The sequence below is a fragment of the Armatimonadota bacterium genome (genome assembly GCA_039679645.1).
GTDB lineage: Bacteria > Armatimonadota > UBA5829 > UBA5829 > UBA5829 > UBA5829.
Map to the genome: position 1 here is coordinate 1 of JBDKUO010000034.1, position 16,898 is coordinate 16,898.

Consider the following 16,898-nt stretch of genomic DNA (forward strand, 5'->3'; position numbering starts at 1 on the left):
GCCATGTTCGGCCATATCAGCAGCCAGTAGCCGATCCTCTCCAGCCTGAAGATGGAAAGAAAACCGGTCTCGGGCAGCCAGTTTGTCAGCACCACCCCTACCGGCACCAGAGCCAGCATAATGATCGCTGCCGCCGCCATCATCAGCACCGATTCCGTCGAGCGTATTCTGAACGCACGGAATGCCGCCGACACTATATAGAACGCGATCAATGAGAACATCGTCGCATCCAGGGATGTAAGGAAGCCGGTGAAGAGGATCGTGAACATGCTTTCCGCAGCATGGTTGTTAGCGTCTTTCATAATTCCCGATATGAGGATGCCGAAAAATGCCACGAAGAATGCCGCGCTGTTATACCACCCCTGGCCTCTCTTACTAACAGCTCTACCGTGTATTTGGAACAGGTTCCAAATGCCTAAAAACAGCGCAAAGCTCCAGATGATCTGCACTATCTGGCCTACCAGCGCCCTCGCATCGGTAAGAGGGTTTCGCATTGGGTGCAGATGCCATGCCGCGGGAGGGATCAGAAACTCCAGCGAATAATACAAGCCGCCGATAAACGTAATCAAGGCGATCAGGTTTTTACGGTGGCGGGCAGGTACCATCGTCAGGAACCACAGCCCTATTGCGCCGATTATCAGCGCTCCCGCGATAAACGCGGCTAACTGCCAACCGTGCCGCGGCATAGATAAAAATGTCATGAGACTGCCATGCATCTAATTATTGTCCTTTACAGAAAAACCTAAAGAAATTTTGTTGCAGGAACTCAACCACGGGATTGCCCGGAAGAGTCAGTGTAAGGGTTGCGCTAATCGCTCCGAGTACGATTATCCCTACGACAACGAGTTTGCTCCAGTCCTGGCCGACCAGACTGCCCAATAGCGTAGGCTCTCTGGAGAGATATGCGCTTGCCGCGTAGTATTCCTCGCCGAATATCGTATAATCGCACGATGCCAGGAAAAATGGAATCTGGACGGTCCCGGCCAGGCTCGCGATCTGGATCGCACCCGCATGGTGGCCGTTTTCGGACAGGACCAACGCTTCCGCGGCAAAACTCCCGCAATAGAAGATCGTGGCTACCTTTTCGCGATACATAGTTCCCACGACCCCCGACGCATATGCAAACTGGCGTCCCGACAAATACCTTACATCATCTGCGTTGAACTGCTCCGGCTTGCCTTCAGAGGTATAAGCATCTTTGGAGACTTCTTCCGCAACAGTATAAAGCACTGCGTCGAAGAGCGGGACGATCACCCGCGTGCCGTATTTGGCGGCATGCTTGGTGACGTGCGAGAGGACGGCCATCGATTGAAGCCCGACTATATCCAGCCCGCATATACCGGGCACGAAGAGCATAGGCCGACCCATCTCAGTTGCCCGACCGACCGCTTCATCCAGAACGGACAGTCCCGGTATACGCCGAATAAAAAGCTGTTGTCCACGCCGCGCGGAGAGTATTTTATATAGTATGAAAAACGTGAGCAGTCCTTCGACTATATAGACCGCTCCATTTGCATAATCGCCCATTTACATCCTCTATACGTATAAATCCTGCCCGTTTTCTCCCGGACTATCTGTATTAGTTAGCGAGCCTGGTCCGTACTTCCTTGCACATCGGGATATTTTGTCTCAAAATCCTCCGCCGAAAAATCTGAAGAAGTGGCAATGCAGGAACCCGGCTATTGGATTACCCGGCATTACTTGCGCAAGCGTGACGCTGATCGCTCCAAGAATGACAATGCCGACGATCAGTATCTTGCCCCAGTCCTGACCCACAAGGCTTCCCAGCAGTGTCGGTTCCCTTGAAAGATATGCGCTTGTCGCATAGTACTCTTCGCCTATGATCGTATAATCGCAGGATGCCAACAGGAAAGGCACCTGGGTAGTCTCCGTAGTGCCTGCGATCTGGATCGCCCCGGCCCGCTGACCATTTTCCGACAGGATCAGGGCTTCTGCGGCAAAGTATCCGAAGTAGAAAACAGTGGCGACCTGCTCACGATAGATCGTCCCGACTACACCCGATGCCCATGCGAACTGCCGTCCGGATAGATATCTGATATCATCAATGTTGAACAGTTCCGGCCTACCCGCATCGGCGTAAGCGTCTTTTGACACTTCTTCGGCGACGGTATACAGCACCGCATCCGCAAGTGGAACGATCACCCGCGTGCCGTATTTGGCTGCATGCTTGGTGACGTGCGAGAGGACCGCCATTGCCTGCAGCCCTATTATATCCAACCCGCTCAACCCCGGCACGAAGAGCATCGGCTTGCCCATTTCAGTCGCGCGCCCGACGGCCTCGTCCAGCGACGACAGTCCGGCTATTCGCCGTATATACAGCTTCTGTCCAAGTCGGGCTGAAAATATTTTATATAATATAAAGAAGCAGAGTAACCCTTCGACGACATATACCGCTGTGTTTGCGTAATCGCCCATTTTGGTTCCTATCCAAGAGTGGACAGCATCGGCAACTCTTTGAGTTATGAATCCCAGTCTCTAACTTTTTGACTTTTTAACTTTTTAACTTTTTGACTTTCAGACTCCCCGGCTTCCATGCTCATTTCTTCAATACGAGTGATGAGCAAATCCACGTTGTTTCTATCCGCAAGCAGTCTGCTCAGGTCGGCCATCCCTTTTGCTCCTACCAGGGGGCCAAGAAACGGCATGGCGACAAGCGCGGCCTGACTGGCGATAAACGATAGCGGCTTGTGCATTTCCAGAAAGAGCACTGCCGGAGTCTCCAGCCGTCTTGAGACGACCTTTTCCGATATGGAGTTAATCAGCGAGTCGCGTTCTTCCTCGCTCAGAGGCAAGCTTATTTCAATCGGCGGCATTTTTCACCCATAAAGCTTTTACCGTGTCGATCACATCACTTTTGTTATCAGCGAACCTGAGATATACCCCTCTGAACGCCTCCAGGCGCGAAGGTCGATCAAGCGGACTTAGCTTGACGCCCGTATCATCGAGATAGCAGCGCTGAACGTTCTCCCATTTGATCTCACTTTGCTTGAACTTCGTATGGCATAACGCGCTCTCGCGTGTGAGGGTGTAATTTACGGGGAAGACAAAGTCAGCGAACCCTGCGATCATTACGGCCGCCACCGCAAATACTGCCAGGCAGCCGATCCACCAATACGCAGCAATTGACACGAATGCGATCGATCCAGCCAGAACAGCCAGCTTCATGGGGCACTGACGGGCTAGATGCACATTCCAACTCATAACTATCTTGTTCTCAGTCTCTGCGGGATCATTTCGGGTGGACATTAAGGTAATGACTGCATTTTCAGATTAAGTAGTTGAGTCCATTATATGAATGAACAAAATCAGTGTCAAGCTCAACATCGCATAATTGCCTCTCGCATAAAGAATAGTCGAGGTTTTACTGATAATATAAGTGCGGCAATCCGTTTGCTGCATCGTGATCATTGACAATCCCGCTTGGACGATGCGCCAGGCAATTTGTAAGCCAGCATCCGGCGTCATGCTGCTTTGGTGTGAGGTATGATGTATTTTTTTGGCATGAGCAATAATTGGTGTTGACTGTCGGCCAAAAGTGATGTAATATGCCTGTATAGGCAGGTCATGCTTGTCGCAATGCGGGTGGGCGCCGGCATGCGAAAGGCTAGACGATGCAAGTGGGAAGAGTGAATAATAAGGGATTACTAAAAAGGGCTGCACGTGGTTTTACTCTTGTAGAACTGCTTGTAGTGATGGTGGTTGTCGCCATCCTGGGAACTATCATGTTCCCCGTCTTTATAAAGTCAAAAGAAACCGCGAAAATCTCCGAGTGTCTGTCGAACATGAGGCAGATCGGCGCAGGTTTGCGCATGTATATGGATGACTACGGCGACCGGTTCCCCGCTGCCGTTAGTTACGGTTCCCCGGAATACTGGCAACCAAGAAACCGTAATACTCTGCAGGGACTTCTTCAGCCTTATGTAATGAACGGCATGGTCTACGAAATAACAGACGGCAAAAAAGTGTATGTGAACGCGGGTGTTTTCCGTTGTCCCAGCGACAGCGGCGTGACCGACGAAACCATATGCTCCTGTGGTATCGAGAAGGGTATGCCGGTTTGGAAATCTACCGGCAGCAGCTATGAGTACTATGCCTCCGTTCAGGAAGACTGGGCTCATTCCAGTGTTGCGGTTCCATGGACATCGCTTTCACCGCTGCTCGCCAGCGCATCGGGCAAAGAGCGAGTGGGAGCGCCATATAAGTGCATTGCATACCCAACCAAGAAAGCCGTAATCGGCGACCTGTGCCTCTGGCATCTGGGCGATCAGACCCCGGATAACTGCGTGGCTTATTCCAATACTCTGTTTGCCGATGGACATGCCTCACGTGTAAGAGGGACCGACCACCTCGAAGCAAGGCTGCAGCAGCTAAGCCGTTGGCATACCGCAACTGAGATAAGTTCCGAAAAGTAATTTACTTCAAAGAAAGGACCCTCATTTATGCGCAGATTTGCTGTATATGTTGTCGCGTTAATTTTGAGCCTGGGAGGTAGCAGTTTGTCTGCACGTACAATTCAAATAATAGCTCACAGAGGAGCCTCTTACACTGCGCCGGAGAATACTCTGGCATCATTCGAGCTTGGCTGGAAATGGGCTGACGGTGTGGAGCTTGACATTCAAAGGTCCAAAGACGGCAAAGCAATGGTCATTCATGATGCCGACACCAACAGAGTGTCCGACAAAATCCTCTCAATTCCAGGCACCGACTCCGCAACACTGCGCACAGTCGATGTCGGCAGTTATAAAGACAAGAAGTACGCCGGTGAGAAAATTCCCTTTATCGAAGAAGTGCTTGCTGCCCAACCTAAAGACCGTATTCTCTTTATAGAAATCAAGTGCGGCCAGGATATACTGCCTTTGCTGTGTGATGCAATAAAAACCAGCGGTAAGCAGGAAGTCGTCCGAATCATAGGCTTTGACATCAATGTCATCACCGCATTCAAGAAGATGATGCCGACAGTGCCCGTATACTGGCTCGACGCCACAAACAAGGCAAACCCGACTTACGACAGCGCCGCAATCATAAAGACTGTCAAAGACCATGGTCTTGACGGTGTCGACCTCGAGATGACAGCCGTGGACAAGCCTCTTGTCGATGCGATGAGGTCCGCCGGTCTGAAGACTTATGTCTGGACTGTTGACGACCCGCTCGATATGAAGCGTATTATTGACGCCGGGGTAGACGGAATTACAACCAACCGCGCGGATGTCTTAAACAACGTTTTTAGACACACCAAGAACCACTAACCAGTCTCGGTAGCGATTTCCGAATCGCCGCCATATTAATACAGGGCCGGGGTGTTTGACCCCGGCCCTTGCTGCATCTCAGCAGTTTGTTTGTTGAGCTTGTGACATGTTTGAACGCCTGGTAGGCAGGGTATCAGCTTTACGATCATATGCACGCCTGCTACAGGGGGTTTGAACTATGCGCGGCAGAGCTTTTCTTTCAATATTACCATTTATTGCAGTGCTTTTCATTTGTTGCAGACAGACGAGTGCACAGTTGGCCGACTCGCCATGGCCCTGTTTCAGACATGACCAGTTCCACAGTGCAAGAAGCGTATATGCAGGTCCGTCAAGCGCGACACTTGCGTGGACAAGCCAAATCGGCAGCACAGGCCTCGCTTCGCCTGCCGTGGGCGACGACCGGGTCTATGTCGTCTCCAGTGGGATGCTGGTCGCAATCAGCTTCGGCGGAGAACAGCTCTGGTCATATAACTGCGGCAGCACGGGCGCCTCTTCGCCTGCTATAGCCTCGGACGGCACGGTTTATGTGGCTTCCACAGACGGCTACCTTTATGCCATCTCGTCAAGTGGCTCACTTGTCTGGAAAAAGAGCCTGCAGGGCGCATCCGGCTGCTCACCGACTATCGGCACGGACGGCACGATCTACGTGGGCAGCAGTGCAAAGAAACTATTTGCATTTTATGCCAACGGAACTCAAAAGTTCTGCTATACGGCCGGCGGGGTCATTTCGTCATCAGCCGCGGTGGCATCCGACGGCACGATCTATTTCGGCTGCGAAGACGGCAATCTCTATGCTCTGTATTCCAACGGATCACTCAAGTGGAAGTTTGCAGCACTTTCGTCTTCTGTTATAAAAAGTTCGCCCGCTATCGGCTCCGATGGAAGAATATACTTCGGCACTATGGCCGGACACATGTATGCGCTCCGCCCGGCAGGCACACAAATTTGGAGGTTTGCCTCTTCCGGCGCGATAGTATCATCACCTGCAATCGCCTCCGATGGTTCTATTATCTTCGGCAGCAGGGATGGAGCGCTTTATAGCTTGAGCACAAGTGGCTCTCAACAATGGAAATATTATGTCGCCAGCTATATAGAATCGTCTCCTGCAATAGATTCAGTGGGTACGATATATTTCGGTTCGAGTAATGGGACCATATACGCCTTGAACGAATCCGGATCGCTGATCTGGTCGGCATCCGTGGGCACCGGTGTTACCTCATCGCCTGCCATCGACGATCAGGGCACACTCTATGTTCTCAGCTACAATGGCATCTTGAGCGCGTTTGGAAGCGATACCACGCCTCCGCCTGCCCCCGCCGTGACCGATGATGGCATATATTCGACTCTGTCTAGCACGCTGCATGCATCCTGGTCGTGTGATGACCCCGAGTCCGGCATAAAACAATACGAATATGCCATTGGAACTGCTCCGGGTGGAGATGACCTTGTTCCGTTTACCGATGCAGGCACGGCAACCCATATAACACGGGCAGACCTGGCTCTGGTAAACGGCGCTGACTACTACTTCAGTGTCCGCGCGACAAACGGAGCAGGCCTTGTTGGAGATATCGGCACATCGGACGGGATCAGGGTCGACTATACGCCTCCAATCAGACCGTTGGTTATTGATGACGGCAACTGGACAAGCTCTTCCAGCCAACTGCATATCGTCTTCGGCTCAGGCGACGCCGAATCGGGAATAGACCATTATGAATATTCCATCGGAACCGCGGACGGCCTCAGTGATGTGCTCGGATGGACAAGATCAGGCGCCGCCAGGGAGCAGACCATAACCGGTCTTATTCTATCCCATGGAGTTGCATATTACGCCAGTGTTCGAGCATACAACCGTGCCGGGCTGATGAGCGAAGGCTATTCAAACGGCATCAAGCCTGACCTGACCAAGCCTGTCATAGACTCTATCACGACGAGCGCGACCTCAACACAGATCAAAGCGGCTATAAACGCATCCGATCCGGAGTCCGGCGTTTCGTTGACGCAGTATGTGCTGCTGACCTCGCCTGATGTACCCGCTTCACCTGACTGGCAGTCGGCAGTGTCGGGTCAAGAGGTTGTGATCAACGGCTCATTTAACTGGAACACGACTTACTATATAGCCGCACGCACAAAAAACGGCGTTGGAGTCTGGAGTAACATCGAGGTCAGTGAGGCGATAAAAGTGGACGACACGCCGCCTTCGACACCTGTCGTGACGGATGACGGCGCATACTCAACCAACACAACGAGCCTGAATGCAGGCTGGAGTTCGCAGGATGCGGAGACCGGGATTAAAGAATATGCCTACTGCGTGGGCACATCAGCTGGTATGGACGATACAATTGCCTGGAGGGCTACAACGCATAATTCCATATCCCTTACCGGTCTTGCTTTGGTAAACGGCTACACGTACTACTTTACCGTTCGAGCGACTAATGGCGCTGGACTGGTAAGCACGAACGGCTCTTCCGACGGAATCACAATAGATACGACCGCGCCTTCGACACCGATTGTCACTGACGACGGCGACTTCACATATTCTCCCGACAGCCTGCGCGCAAGCTGGACATCCGCAGATGGTGAGTCCGGTCTGGCAGAATATCTCTTCTGCATAGGAACTTCCCCCGGCTCGGCTGATATATCAGGCTGGACGTCGAGCGGCGCGCAGCCCTGGGCTGCAGTCTCAGGCCTGACCCTGCAGGAAAACGTAAAATACTATTTCACCGTCAAGGCAAAAAACAATGCCGGGCTTACCAGCGAGATGGGCTGCAGCGATGGAATCGAATATAAGCCCGGGGTTACCGTATGGCCAAAATATCGCTGTGACTCGGCAAACACGGGCTGCTCAGTCGTCTCTGCAAGCCTCACCGGCACCATGCGCTGGTATTATCAGACACAGGGATATGTTGAGTCATCCGCTGCAATAGCAGGTGACGGGACGGTATATGTCGGCTCCAGCGACGGCATGCTGTATGCTTTTAATTCATCAGGAGGTCTGCGCTGGACGTACAAAACCGGCGGCAGTATAGACTCGTCACCTGCCATCGACTCTTACGGCAATATCTATATAGGCTCATATGACGGTTATCTATATTGCGTCAGCTCAACCGGCGTGTTGAGATGGAAATATCAGGCCGGCGGTATGATCTGGTCCTCACCCAATCTTGCTTCTGACGGTTCAATCATATTCGGCTGTGAGGATGGCCGTATATATGCAGTCAAAGCCGACGGCACCATCAAGTGGAAATTTCTCTCGGGCGGCGCGGTATGGTCTTCACCCGCCATTGGCGCGGACGGCTCAATCTACTTCGGATGTGGAGACGGAAAGGTCTATGCGCTGACTTCCGGCGGCTCATTGAAGTGGACATATCGGACCGGAAGCGCTATCGACTCATCACCGGCAATAGATGAAAACGGAGTGATCTACATAGGATCAGGAGACTCTACTTTCTACGCGATCGACTCAAACGGCACAAAGAAGTGGAGCAAATATATCGGCCTGATCCCAGACTCTTCGGCAGCCATAGACTCCGACGGCAATGTCTATTTCGGAGCCGGCGTCGTCGGCGGCACAGGAGCGTTTTATGCTCTAAACTCCAATGGCGAGACTCTATGGCACATGAACCTGCCGGGCGCGGTCAAGTCATCGCCCGCGATTGCTCAAGACGGCACCATCTACTTCGGCTGCGCGGATGGAACGATGTATGCGGTTGCCCCGAATGGCACGCTGATTTGGAAGCATAAAGTCTCGCAGTCGATCTTATCGTCACCGGCGCTCGGACCGGACGGCTCCGTCATTGCAGGCTCGGATAATGGCTGCATTTACTGTTTCAGAGATACTGCATCTGGTGACACTACCACTCCAACAACACCCATCATCACAATAGACAAACAAATATTGACCCCAGGGCAGACACTCAACTGCTCATGGTCGGCTTCCGACCCTGAGTCGGGCATACAATACTACTCCTATGCCGTTGGGACTCAACCCGACTACAGCGACATTATCGCCTGGAAAGCCGCAGGCAGATCCGTCTCTGCTGAGATTTCTATGCAGTCTATCGAAGCTGGGATTATATATTACGTTTCAGTAAAAGCAACCAACTGGGCCTCACTTACAAGCGGCGCGGGGTCTTCAGAACCGTTTACTATTATTCTTGACTCTGCGGAAAACTCTATCGGCCAGGCCAAGCAGGTTGCGGACGGCAGCATTCAGTTAAAGGGCAAAGTCGTCTCGGCGGTATTTGACGACTGTGTATACGTCGAGGAATTAGGCAGGACATCCGGGATCAGATGCGCACTCAGCGGCTGCAGCCTTGAGCCGGGCGCACTGGCTGATGTGTCAGGAGTGATGGACGCTCGCTATGGCGAGAGGGTGATCGATTTGGCTGTGCTCAAGGACACAAAACTGCGCTGTGAACTCAAGCCGTTTTATATGCGCAGCAGCTTCATAACTCGGCCTGGCCTTGACCCAGTCGGGCTACTGGTCAAAGTATGCGGTAGAGTTACTGCCTCGGGTGATGGATATATCGTGATATCCGACGGCTCGGAATCCATGTCTGAGCGCGGCACTGCAGGTATAGAAATTCGAACGGATGAAGACACCAGCCAGTTCAAGACCGGAGACTACGTGATCGCCACCGGCATAGCCTGCCGCGAGCTTGTGGGTTCCACTACAGCCACCGTACTCAGAGCTACATCCATCTCGCCGGTCACTAAATAGTTTTCCGTAGGGGTGAAGCATTTACCGATCAATAAGGACATCGGCGGTTATAACAGTCGCAAATTTATGATGGGTAAGGATCTCCGAATCCTTACCCGAAAACCAGCGTCGGATCTCCGAATCCGGCTATTCCAGCAAAGGTTGCGGGGTTCAGAGACCCCAATTTGGCAGCAAGCAGGTTTGTCGTAGGGGCGAAGCATTTGCCGACCAATAAGGACATCGGTAGTTATAACAGTTGCAAATGCTTCGCCCGTAACATACTGCCTGTGCTATAATTTCTCACACCAATGCGTAAAATCACATCTCCAAGGAGGATTCCGATGGTCACTATTCGCCTTGCAGGGGCAGAAGATATAGAACAGGTTGCTGCTTTACGTATGGCTTTCCTAAAAGAAATGAACCCAAGTTCACCTGAGTCTGAAACTACGCTTCTGAGCTTGACTCGCCAATATATCACAGAAAAACTTCCGACGGGAGAATTCCTGGTCTGGTTTGCCGAGGAGGATGGGAAGATTGTCGGGACTGGAGGTCTGATTTTTTCACACAGACCACCGACAGCCAATAACACATCCATACTCCAAGCGTATATCCTCAATATGTATACGGTTCCTCAGCACCGCGGCAGAGGCATAGCGACAATGCTGCTTCAGCATATCATCGAATATGTGAAAACCACCCCCGCACAACGCATTGCTCTTCAAGCCTCAGAGATGGGCCAGCACATCTACGAAAAGTTTGGGTTCAAGTCTTCGAACAGATATATGACACTGGCGTTGCAGAAACCGGACTGATCAGTCCGGCGGATACACACCATCACCCTCCATTATCTCAGCAAGAGCATCGTCTTTGTTGACTTTGAGAAGTAGAATTGGGTGGTTGCCTGGTGTGAGGACAGTTGCTGTGGCGACTGTCTTAGGCCTCAATGACTGCGTCTCATCGTCCCAGAGCATCTTCTTTATGCTGACGGATTTGCCGTAGTTGAGTGGAGTTGTGGTGCGCGCATATATGGTATTGACTTCAGGCATACGGCGTATGATATTGCCCAACCTGTGCGGGTCGTCAAGCGCCTTGAACTGCATATCGGTCTTTTTGGCTCCAAGCGCAATAGCCTCCGCAGTCAAGTAATCGATTCGCTTTTGGGTGTCCGGGTGGCTGGCAAAAATTGCGGAGACTTCGTATCGGTTCAGGTTGCTTTCGATGTTAAGGAGCTTTTTCATGGATGTCACCGCGCCGGAAGGATTGAACCCGGCTTTGGCTGCCATCTTGATACCCATCTCGTCGGCCTCGCGCTCCATGATCCGCGAGTAACGCTGAGTAATGGCTGCATTTCCCCACACCGCAATATTGCCGAGCACACCGCCCCCCATGATTATCACCGGCAGCATCCATAAAGCGCGCTGCCGGCTCTTGAGCATCATATCTACGCCATGGCGCCGGTCGCAGTGTGTCATTTCGTGCGCGAGTATGGCACCGCGTTCATCAGGGGTCATAATCTGCCACATTCGCTCGGTGAAGTAGACATATCCGCCGGGCAGAGCAAATGCATTGATCTCGTCCTTGGCCTGGATGATCATAAAGCGATATTTAATCTGCTTGCGCTCGACGAGCGGTGCCATCTTTGCGCCCATCTCGGCGATATCCTGCTGCCACTTCTGGTTTTCGGAGGGCGGCATCTCCTTTTCGACCTCTTTTGACGCCTGCTCCCCGAGCTTAATCTCATCCTCAATCGAGAAGGCCGACGCGCTGACACACACCGTCAGCAGAGCCATTATCATGAACCCAGAGAACCAATAACGCCTCAAGACTCGCCCCCGTAATATCATATCGTCTGATCGTTGATCGTGTATCAACGATCAACGATCAACGATACACGATCAGATGTTCACTTTGCTTCAGTCTTCTTCTTTTATCCCTCCAGGTATCCTACCTGGAGGGCTTCTCTTCATACACGTCGAAGCCATTTTGAATATCGGTCATGCTTTTGCCGGGCAAAAACATGCTCATCTTCATCACGATCTTCCCCTTGGATGCTGCAAGTATTGCAGTTCCAATGATCCGGTCCTCATATTTGACTTTCGAGTTCCATGCCGGAGTCGTTACTTCATACGTTTTCTTCGAGTCCAAAGCCCGGTCGGGCAATACTTCGATCGTTTGACCGCTCCTGCCCATCGAGATTATAATCCCGGCCCAGCGCTTCTCATCAGGATCATTCAACTTAACAAGCACCGAGCCTGTCGCGACCGGCGCATAAGAATACTCGGAGCGTGTAGCTGCTACATACCCCGTTGGGCTTTTGGGGTCGGTGATAACCACATAGCCTGCGTTGTCGTTAACCAACTTGTCCGACTCATTGTTCCACACCTGCTGGAGCGCAATGAATCTGTCAAACTTCTCAATCTGCGACTTTGATATTACTTTCCCTTTCTCCAGGCTCGCTATTCCGCCGGCTGCTTCCGGCGCAGGAAGAGCGCACACGTCTGTTCCGACTGTGATCTTGTCGGCTTTGACTCCGGACATCAGCGCTATCTGCGCGGAGTATGCGCTCCCGGCAGACGTGACCACACCCCTGGCGACCGGCACCGCAATATGGTTTTCGTAACGATAGTCCCAACCCTGACCCATCAGCCACACTATGTCTCCCGTTTGCAGTTTTTTTGATGATCCGAATCGTACATTCATATCGGATACATATGCCACAGTGCCGATCTTGTTCGGGTTGGGTATCTCTTTGACGTCCTCAGGCGGCACCGGCACTCCCATCTTTTCAAGATCGGCGGTGAGGTATGCGAGTCTGTCCTTAGTCAGCGGGTGATTACTGAAATATACCGACCCCTCGCCGCCCGCTTCTGTCTGAAACCTGTTTATCTTGCGCATGGACAAAAGCAGCCCCGCAGGGTTATAGCCGGCTTCGTGGAGCAGTTGAACACCTATCTCATCGGCCTGCTTTTCATCACCACGCGAATAGTTGAGGACTGCAAAGCTATGCCACATATTTACGAAATCACTCACGCTGCGATTAGCGCCGATCACAGTCAAGAACGCTCCCAGATACCAAGATTGGCGGTTGGCTTTTGATGCGGCATCTATTGCGTGACGCCTGTCTATGTGGACTATCTCATGTGCGAGGACACCCTTGCGCTCATCCGGCCTGAGCACATCCCAAAGATGACTGGCGAAATATACATATCCGCCTGGTGTGGAAAACGCGTTCAGATCGTCCTGCTTTAATATCCTGAAATGGTATTTGATCTGAGGTCTGTTGATACTGCTGCCTTTGACCAACTGCTGGCCGTATTCGTTGATCTCCTTGAGTGCTGCTTCATCCTTGACCTGCTCGTATTCCTTGAGGATCTCGACATCCAGCTTCTTACCGAGGTCTATCTCATCCTGGAGTGTAGTCGTCGCAAAAGCCGTGGACGCAAAAAGCACGCAGCATGTGATAATAAACGCACACAACCATGCAGCATGGTATACGCTATATCGGCATCGGTGTTTGGTGTTTCGGAAATTCATTCCCGAAACTTGGTATTTCGGGAATTCATTCCCGAAACTTATAATTGTAGGCCTCATTATTTCAATCCGTCCTTCGATCAAAATATATACTAAATACAGTATAGCTCAGACGAGTCTCTATCGAAACACTTATGATATATGTATAAGACGCAAGAATGCCGGACAAGTGCCCCTGGATATTGCGCGCTTGCATACATCAGGCTGCATTGTTATTATATGGTCTGACGAGGTGAGTATAATGTGGCATTTATCCTTTCCATGCTGGCAGTTTATTGCGCGCGCAGCGGTTGTCTATATTGCCGTAATTGTGTTGCTGCGCCTGGGAGGCAAGAGGCAGGTCGGGCAGATGGGTGTAGGCGAACTGGTCGCAATATTGCTGATCAGTAATGCCGTGCAAAACTCCATGAACGGCGGCGACAACTCCATCACAGGCGGGGTTATCCTGGCGAGTGTGATAATTGCCTTGAGTATCTTTATGGAATATGCGACGTTCAAGTCAAAGCGTTTTGAGAACCTGATCCAGGGACGCCCCACCCTGCTGATTCATCACGGCAAGATGATAGAGCACAACCTCGACAAAGAGAGGCTGAGCCCGAGTGAACTGAAAACAATACTCCGTCGCCAGGGTATTCATGATATACACGAAGTCGCCGAAGCAATCCTCGAAAGCGACGGCTATGTCAGCGTCACTAAATATTCAGATACAAACAGTACGCATGATTGATGCGTAGGCCAACAAGGAATTTGCCGAGATATGGCGAAGAGTAGTGTATGCCTGCTAAACAGACAAATGAGAATCAAGATCGGCCTATCGAGTCAAAACAAGGCTCGATAGGCCGGTATATAGTGATGTTTCTCGCCGCTCTGGGCATCTTGCTGGGGCTTTGGCTGATAGTAAAGCTCAAGCCGATAGTAGTGCTGGTGGTGATATCAATCGTCTTTGCGTGCGGCCTGGCACCGGCTGTTGCCTGGCTGGAGAGGCTGCGGATGCCGCGCGGTCGAAAGATGCCAAGGGGTCTGGCGATAGTGCTGGTATACATTACAGCGCTTGCGCTCTTTCTGACTGCAGCCGGGCTCATCGCCGTGCCTCTGGTAAAGGAAAGCATCAAGTTTTCCAATCACCTGCCGGAATATTTGGACGGTGTAAAGACATGGCTTGCCGATATGCATCAACAATACTCATACGTGCCGGATTATGCGGGATTGGTAGACAAAGCAAAGTCTCAGATAGACACCGCAGGAAATTATGTACTCAGCTCCGCCCCGGCAGTGTTCGGGTTCTTCGGAAGCGTGATCGCGTTTCTATCCGTAGCGGTGATGACTTTCTATATACTCCTTACGCGTGAGAGCATCCGCGACTCTTTCCTGTCGCTGTTTCCCCCAAAGCGCGCAGGCAGGGTCGGCGCCACTTTCAGCCATATGGGCCTGGCAATGGGCGGATGGCTGCGCGGGCAGATAACTCTGGCGATCATAATCGGCGTCTCGGTCTCGCTTGCCATGTGGGCTCTGCGTGTGCCTTACGCCGCCGTGATAGGTGTTGTCGGCGCAGTAGGCGAGGTCATACCTATGGTCGGGCCGGTCGCCGCTGCTGTGCCGGCCATTATAATATCGCTATTCAGCCCAAACTGGCATTGGCAGCTTCCGGCGGTTATAGTCTTCTTCTTTTTGTTGACCCAGACCGAGAACAATTTCCTCGCTCCCAAGATTATGCAAAAGCATGTCGGGCTCAGCCCTCTTATGACGATTATCGCGCTGCTATCAGGCGCAACCCTGCTCGGCATAGTAGGCGCGCTGCTTGCGATCCCAATCGCCGCGGCGCTGCAGGTACTGATAAAAGAAATAATCGTCCCGGCGATAAGAAACAGCTCCAACCAAAAATAGCAATCATATCCTATAACAGTTGGGGGGCAGATTTTGAATCTGCCCCCAACATAGTCGCTATGGATAATACTATCCTAACTTAACTAAAAACCCCTCTTATAAATCAATCGGAAGCCCGCCAACCTGTTCCACACGCACCAGCCTGCCCTGCCCCGGTTTGAATGCTGCGCTCCACGCAAACTTCTTGCTCGGGTGGAAAGCTGAGTAAGTGGTCTCATCATTCACTGCAACCGGCTCCTCAGCCCCGATTATAGGGCTAAGTTCATGCAATATAACTTTATGCGAGAAGACGACTTTGGCTTTTACTGTCTTATCAAGGCTGCGGTTTACAATCATGGCATACTTATCGCCGTTATTCGAGACGAACTCGCCGATGATAAAATCACCGTCTTCTATCCTGTCAAGCAGATTGCCTGATTGCAGTTTCTCGGCTCCGCGTGGAATGCTGCCGGTGTGATAGACACCGGTCGAGTGCAGTTTCAGGAGCGTAGGGCCCAGAGCCTTTATCTCCGCATTTATCTGCTTTGCATAGGCGTACTTGGCTGTGGGTTTGCCGTCCAGGCCGATAATGGCGTCTTTGAAAACCGGATCACGAGGAGTCCCATATGTGAAATACATAATCCCTTTGGCGCCATAGGCCAGAGCCGTATATACTTCCCAGCGCAGATCGTTTAGAGACGGATCGCGGTAACACTCATGCGGCACGGAAAGAATAATGCTGTGGAACGGCACATTGTATTTGACGGCTGCGTCCCGGATAATGCCCATGTTCTCGAAGTAGTCATCACGAATCTTGGCAGTGTCCTTGAAGAGAGTGTAGTGATCAAAACTGAGGACCTTTGGCCTTACGGTCTTCATGAAATCATCAACGTAGGTCTTATAGTCCGGTCTGCCCAATTGCTCAGAGCTTGCATAAGTAGGCAGGAGATTAACGAACGGAATATGCCTGGGGTCCTTTTTCAGGAAGTAGTTGCTGGCGAATGCAATCTTGTCGTATAGCACTGCGCTCGGCTCATCTATTACATAATAGCCCCACAGCGCTGGATACTTCGAGTAATCCTTAACGGTAGCCTTTATGCTCTTTGTGAGATCATTTATATCGTTCTTCGAGTTGCGCCTGACCTGAGGCCTCTCATCGACTATCATGCCTCTGACGCCATTGGCTTGGCACAGTTCGAGGCCTAACTGTTTCTCCTCGACGGTCTTGCCGCTCACCCAGAGCACGTTAAAACCCGCATCCGCCGCCTCGGCGAAACTGGCTTGAGTCTTTTCGAGCGGGCCACACCATTGGCCAATGTAAAACTCATCAGCGGCATATGCGCAACCAGCAGTGATAAGCATAAGCCCAATCATAAAACACAAAAACTTCGACATGCTACTTCCTTTCATTCAGGGCGAACGCATCTTAAGAAATATGTCTCCGCTTTGTTCGGGCAGATTTATAATCTGCGCCGAAAAGGGCCAAATGGCATCTCTGATGCCACTACCTGGCACTTATATGCAGGCTTAGCGGTTAA

The 16,898-nt window shown here is 51.7% G+C and carries 14 protein-coding genes; 6 read left to right on the top strand and 8 right to left on the bottom strand.

Annotated features, from left to right (window positions below; all coding sequences use genetic code 11):
* From ABFD83_07145 to ABFD83_07165, 5 genes are all read right to left on the bottom strand, one after another.
* A partial coding sequence (locus ABFD83_07145; protein MEN6356845.1) for a hypothetical protein occupies nucleotides 1–701 on the bottom strand: 701 nt, incomplete at its 3' end.
* 19 nt (nucleotides 702–720) lie between these two features.
* The gene (locus ABFD83_07150) at nucleotides 721–1,527 is read right to left on the bottom strand and encodes a DUF6754 domain-containing protein (protein MEN6356846.1); all 807 of its coding nucleotides are present in this window, start codon (nucleotides 1,525–1,527) and stop codon (nucleotides 721–723) included.
* 102 nt (nucleotides 1,528–1,629) lie between these two features.
* Nucleotides 1,630–2,436 carry a DUF6754 domain-containing protein gene (locus tag ABFD83_07155; protein MEN6356847.1) on the bottom strand — a complete coding sequence of 269 codons (807 nt, stop codon included), beginning with the start codon at nucleotides 2,434–2,436 and terminating at the stop codon, nucleotides 1,630–1,632.
* Nucleotides 2,437–2,480: 44 nt separating this feature from the next.
* On the bottom strand, nucleotides 2,481–2,834 hold the full coding sequence (locus ABFD83_07160) for a hypothetical protein (protein MEN6356848.1): 354 nt from the start codon (nucleotides 2,832–2,834) through the stop codon (nucleotides 2,481–2,483).
* Entirely contained in the window at nucleotides 2,821–3,267 is a 447-nt protein-coding gene (locus ABFD83_07165) for a hypothetical protein (protein ID MEN6356849.1), read from the bottom strand. Before ABFD83_07165 ends, ABFD83_07160 begins: the two co-directional genes overlap by 14 nt.
* A 380-nt stretch (nucleotides 3,268–3,647) precedes the next feature.
* Between ABFD83_07165 and ABFD83_07170 the strand changes: the two genes are divergently transcribed.
* The 4 genes from ABFD83_07170 (at nucleotide 3,648) to ABFD83_07185 (ending at nucleotide 10,778) form a co-directional block, all read left to right on the top strand.
* The gene (locus ABFD83_07170) at nucleotides 3,648–4,433 is read left to right on the top strand and encodes a prepilin-type N-terminal cleavage/methylation domain-containing protein (GenBank protein MEN6356850.1); all 786 of its coding nucleotides are present in this window, start codon (nucleotides 3,648–3,650) and stop codon (nucleotides 4,431–4,433) included.
* 84 nt (nucleotides 4,434–4,517) lie between these two features.
* A complete protein-coding gene (locus tag ABFD83_07175; protein MEN6356851.1) occupies nucleotides 4,518–5,267 on the top strand; it encodes a glycerophosphodiester phosphodiesterase family protein in 750 nt (249 codons plus the stop codon).
* Between the two features lie 178 nt (nucleotides 5,268–5,445).
* Nucleotides 5,446–9,987, top strand: a complete 4,542-nt coding sequence (locus ABFD83_07180; GenBank protein ID MEN6356852.1) for a PQQ-binding-like beta-propeller repeat protein — start codon at nucleotides 5,446–5,448, stop codon at nucleotides 9,985–9,987.
* A gap of 320 nt (nucleotides 9,988–10,307) precedes the next feature.
* Nucleotides 10,308–10,778 (top strand): GNAT family N-acetyltransferase, encoded by a 471-nt coding sequence (locus ABFD83_07185; GenBank protein ID MEN6356853.1) that lies wholly within the window; start codon nucleotides 10,308–10,310, stop codon nucleotides 10,776–10,778.
* Here the strand turns inward: ABFD83_07185 and ABFD83_07190 are convergent, their stop codons facing one another.
* A complete protein-coding gene (locus tag ABFD83_07190; GenBank protein ID MEN6356854.1) occupies nucleotides 10,779–11,789 on the bottom strand; it encodes a M48 family metalloprotease in 1,011 nt (336 codons plus the stop codon).
* A 121-nt stretch (nucleotides 11,790–11,910) separates the two neighbouring features.
* Nucleotides 11,911–13,443: a M48 family metalloprotease gene (locus tag ABFD83_07195; GenBank protein ID MEN6356855.1), complete on the bottom strand. Its 1,533-nt coding sequence runs from the start codon at nucleotides 13,441–13,443 to the stop codon at nucleotides 11,911–11,913.
* A 295-nt stretch (nucleotides 13,444–13,738) separates the two neighbouring features.
* On the opposite strand from ABFD83_07195, the gene ABFD83_07200 reads away from it, so the two are divergent.
* Nucleotides 13,739–14,224 (top strand): YetF domain-containing protein, encoded by a 486-nt coding sequence (locus ABFD83_07200; GenBank protein ID MEN6356856.1) that lies wholly within the window; start codon nucleotides 13,739–13,741, stop codon nucleotides 14,222–14,224.
* Nucleotides 14,225–14,271: 47 nt separating this feature from the next.
* Nucleotides 14,272–15,381 carry an AI-2E family transporter gene (locus ABFD83_07205; GenBank protein MEN6356857.1) on the top strand — a complete coding sequence of 370 codons (1,110 nt, stop codon included), beginning with the start codon at nucleotides 14,272–14,274 and terminating at the stop codon, nucleotides 15,379–15,381.
* A gap of 96 nt (nucleotides 15,382–15,477) precedes the next feature.
* Here the strand turns inward: ABFD83_07205 and ABFD83_07210 are convergent, their stop codons facing one another.
* Nucleotides 15,478–16,755, bottom strand: coding sequence for a hypothetical protein (locus ABFD83_07210; protein ID MEN6356858.1), 1,278 nt, complete (start codon nucleotides 16,753–16,755; stop codon nucleotides 15,478–15,480).
* Nucleotides 16,756–16,898: the final 143 nt, after the last annotated feature.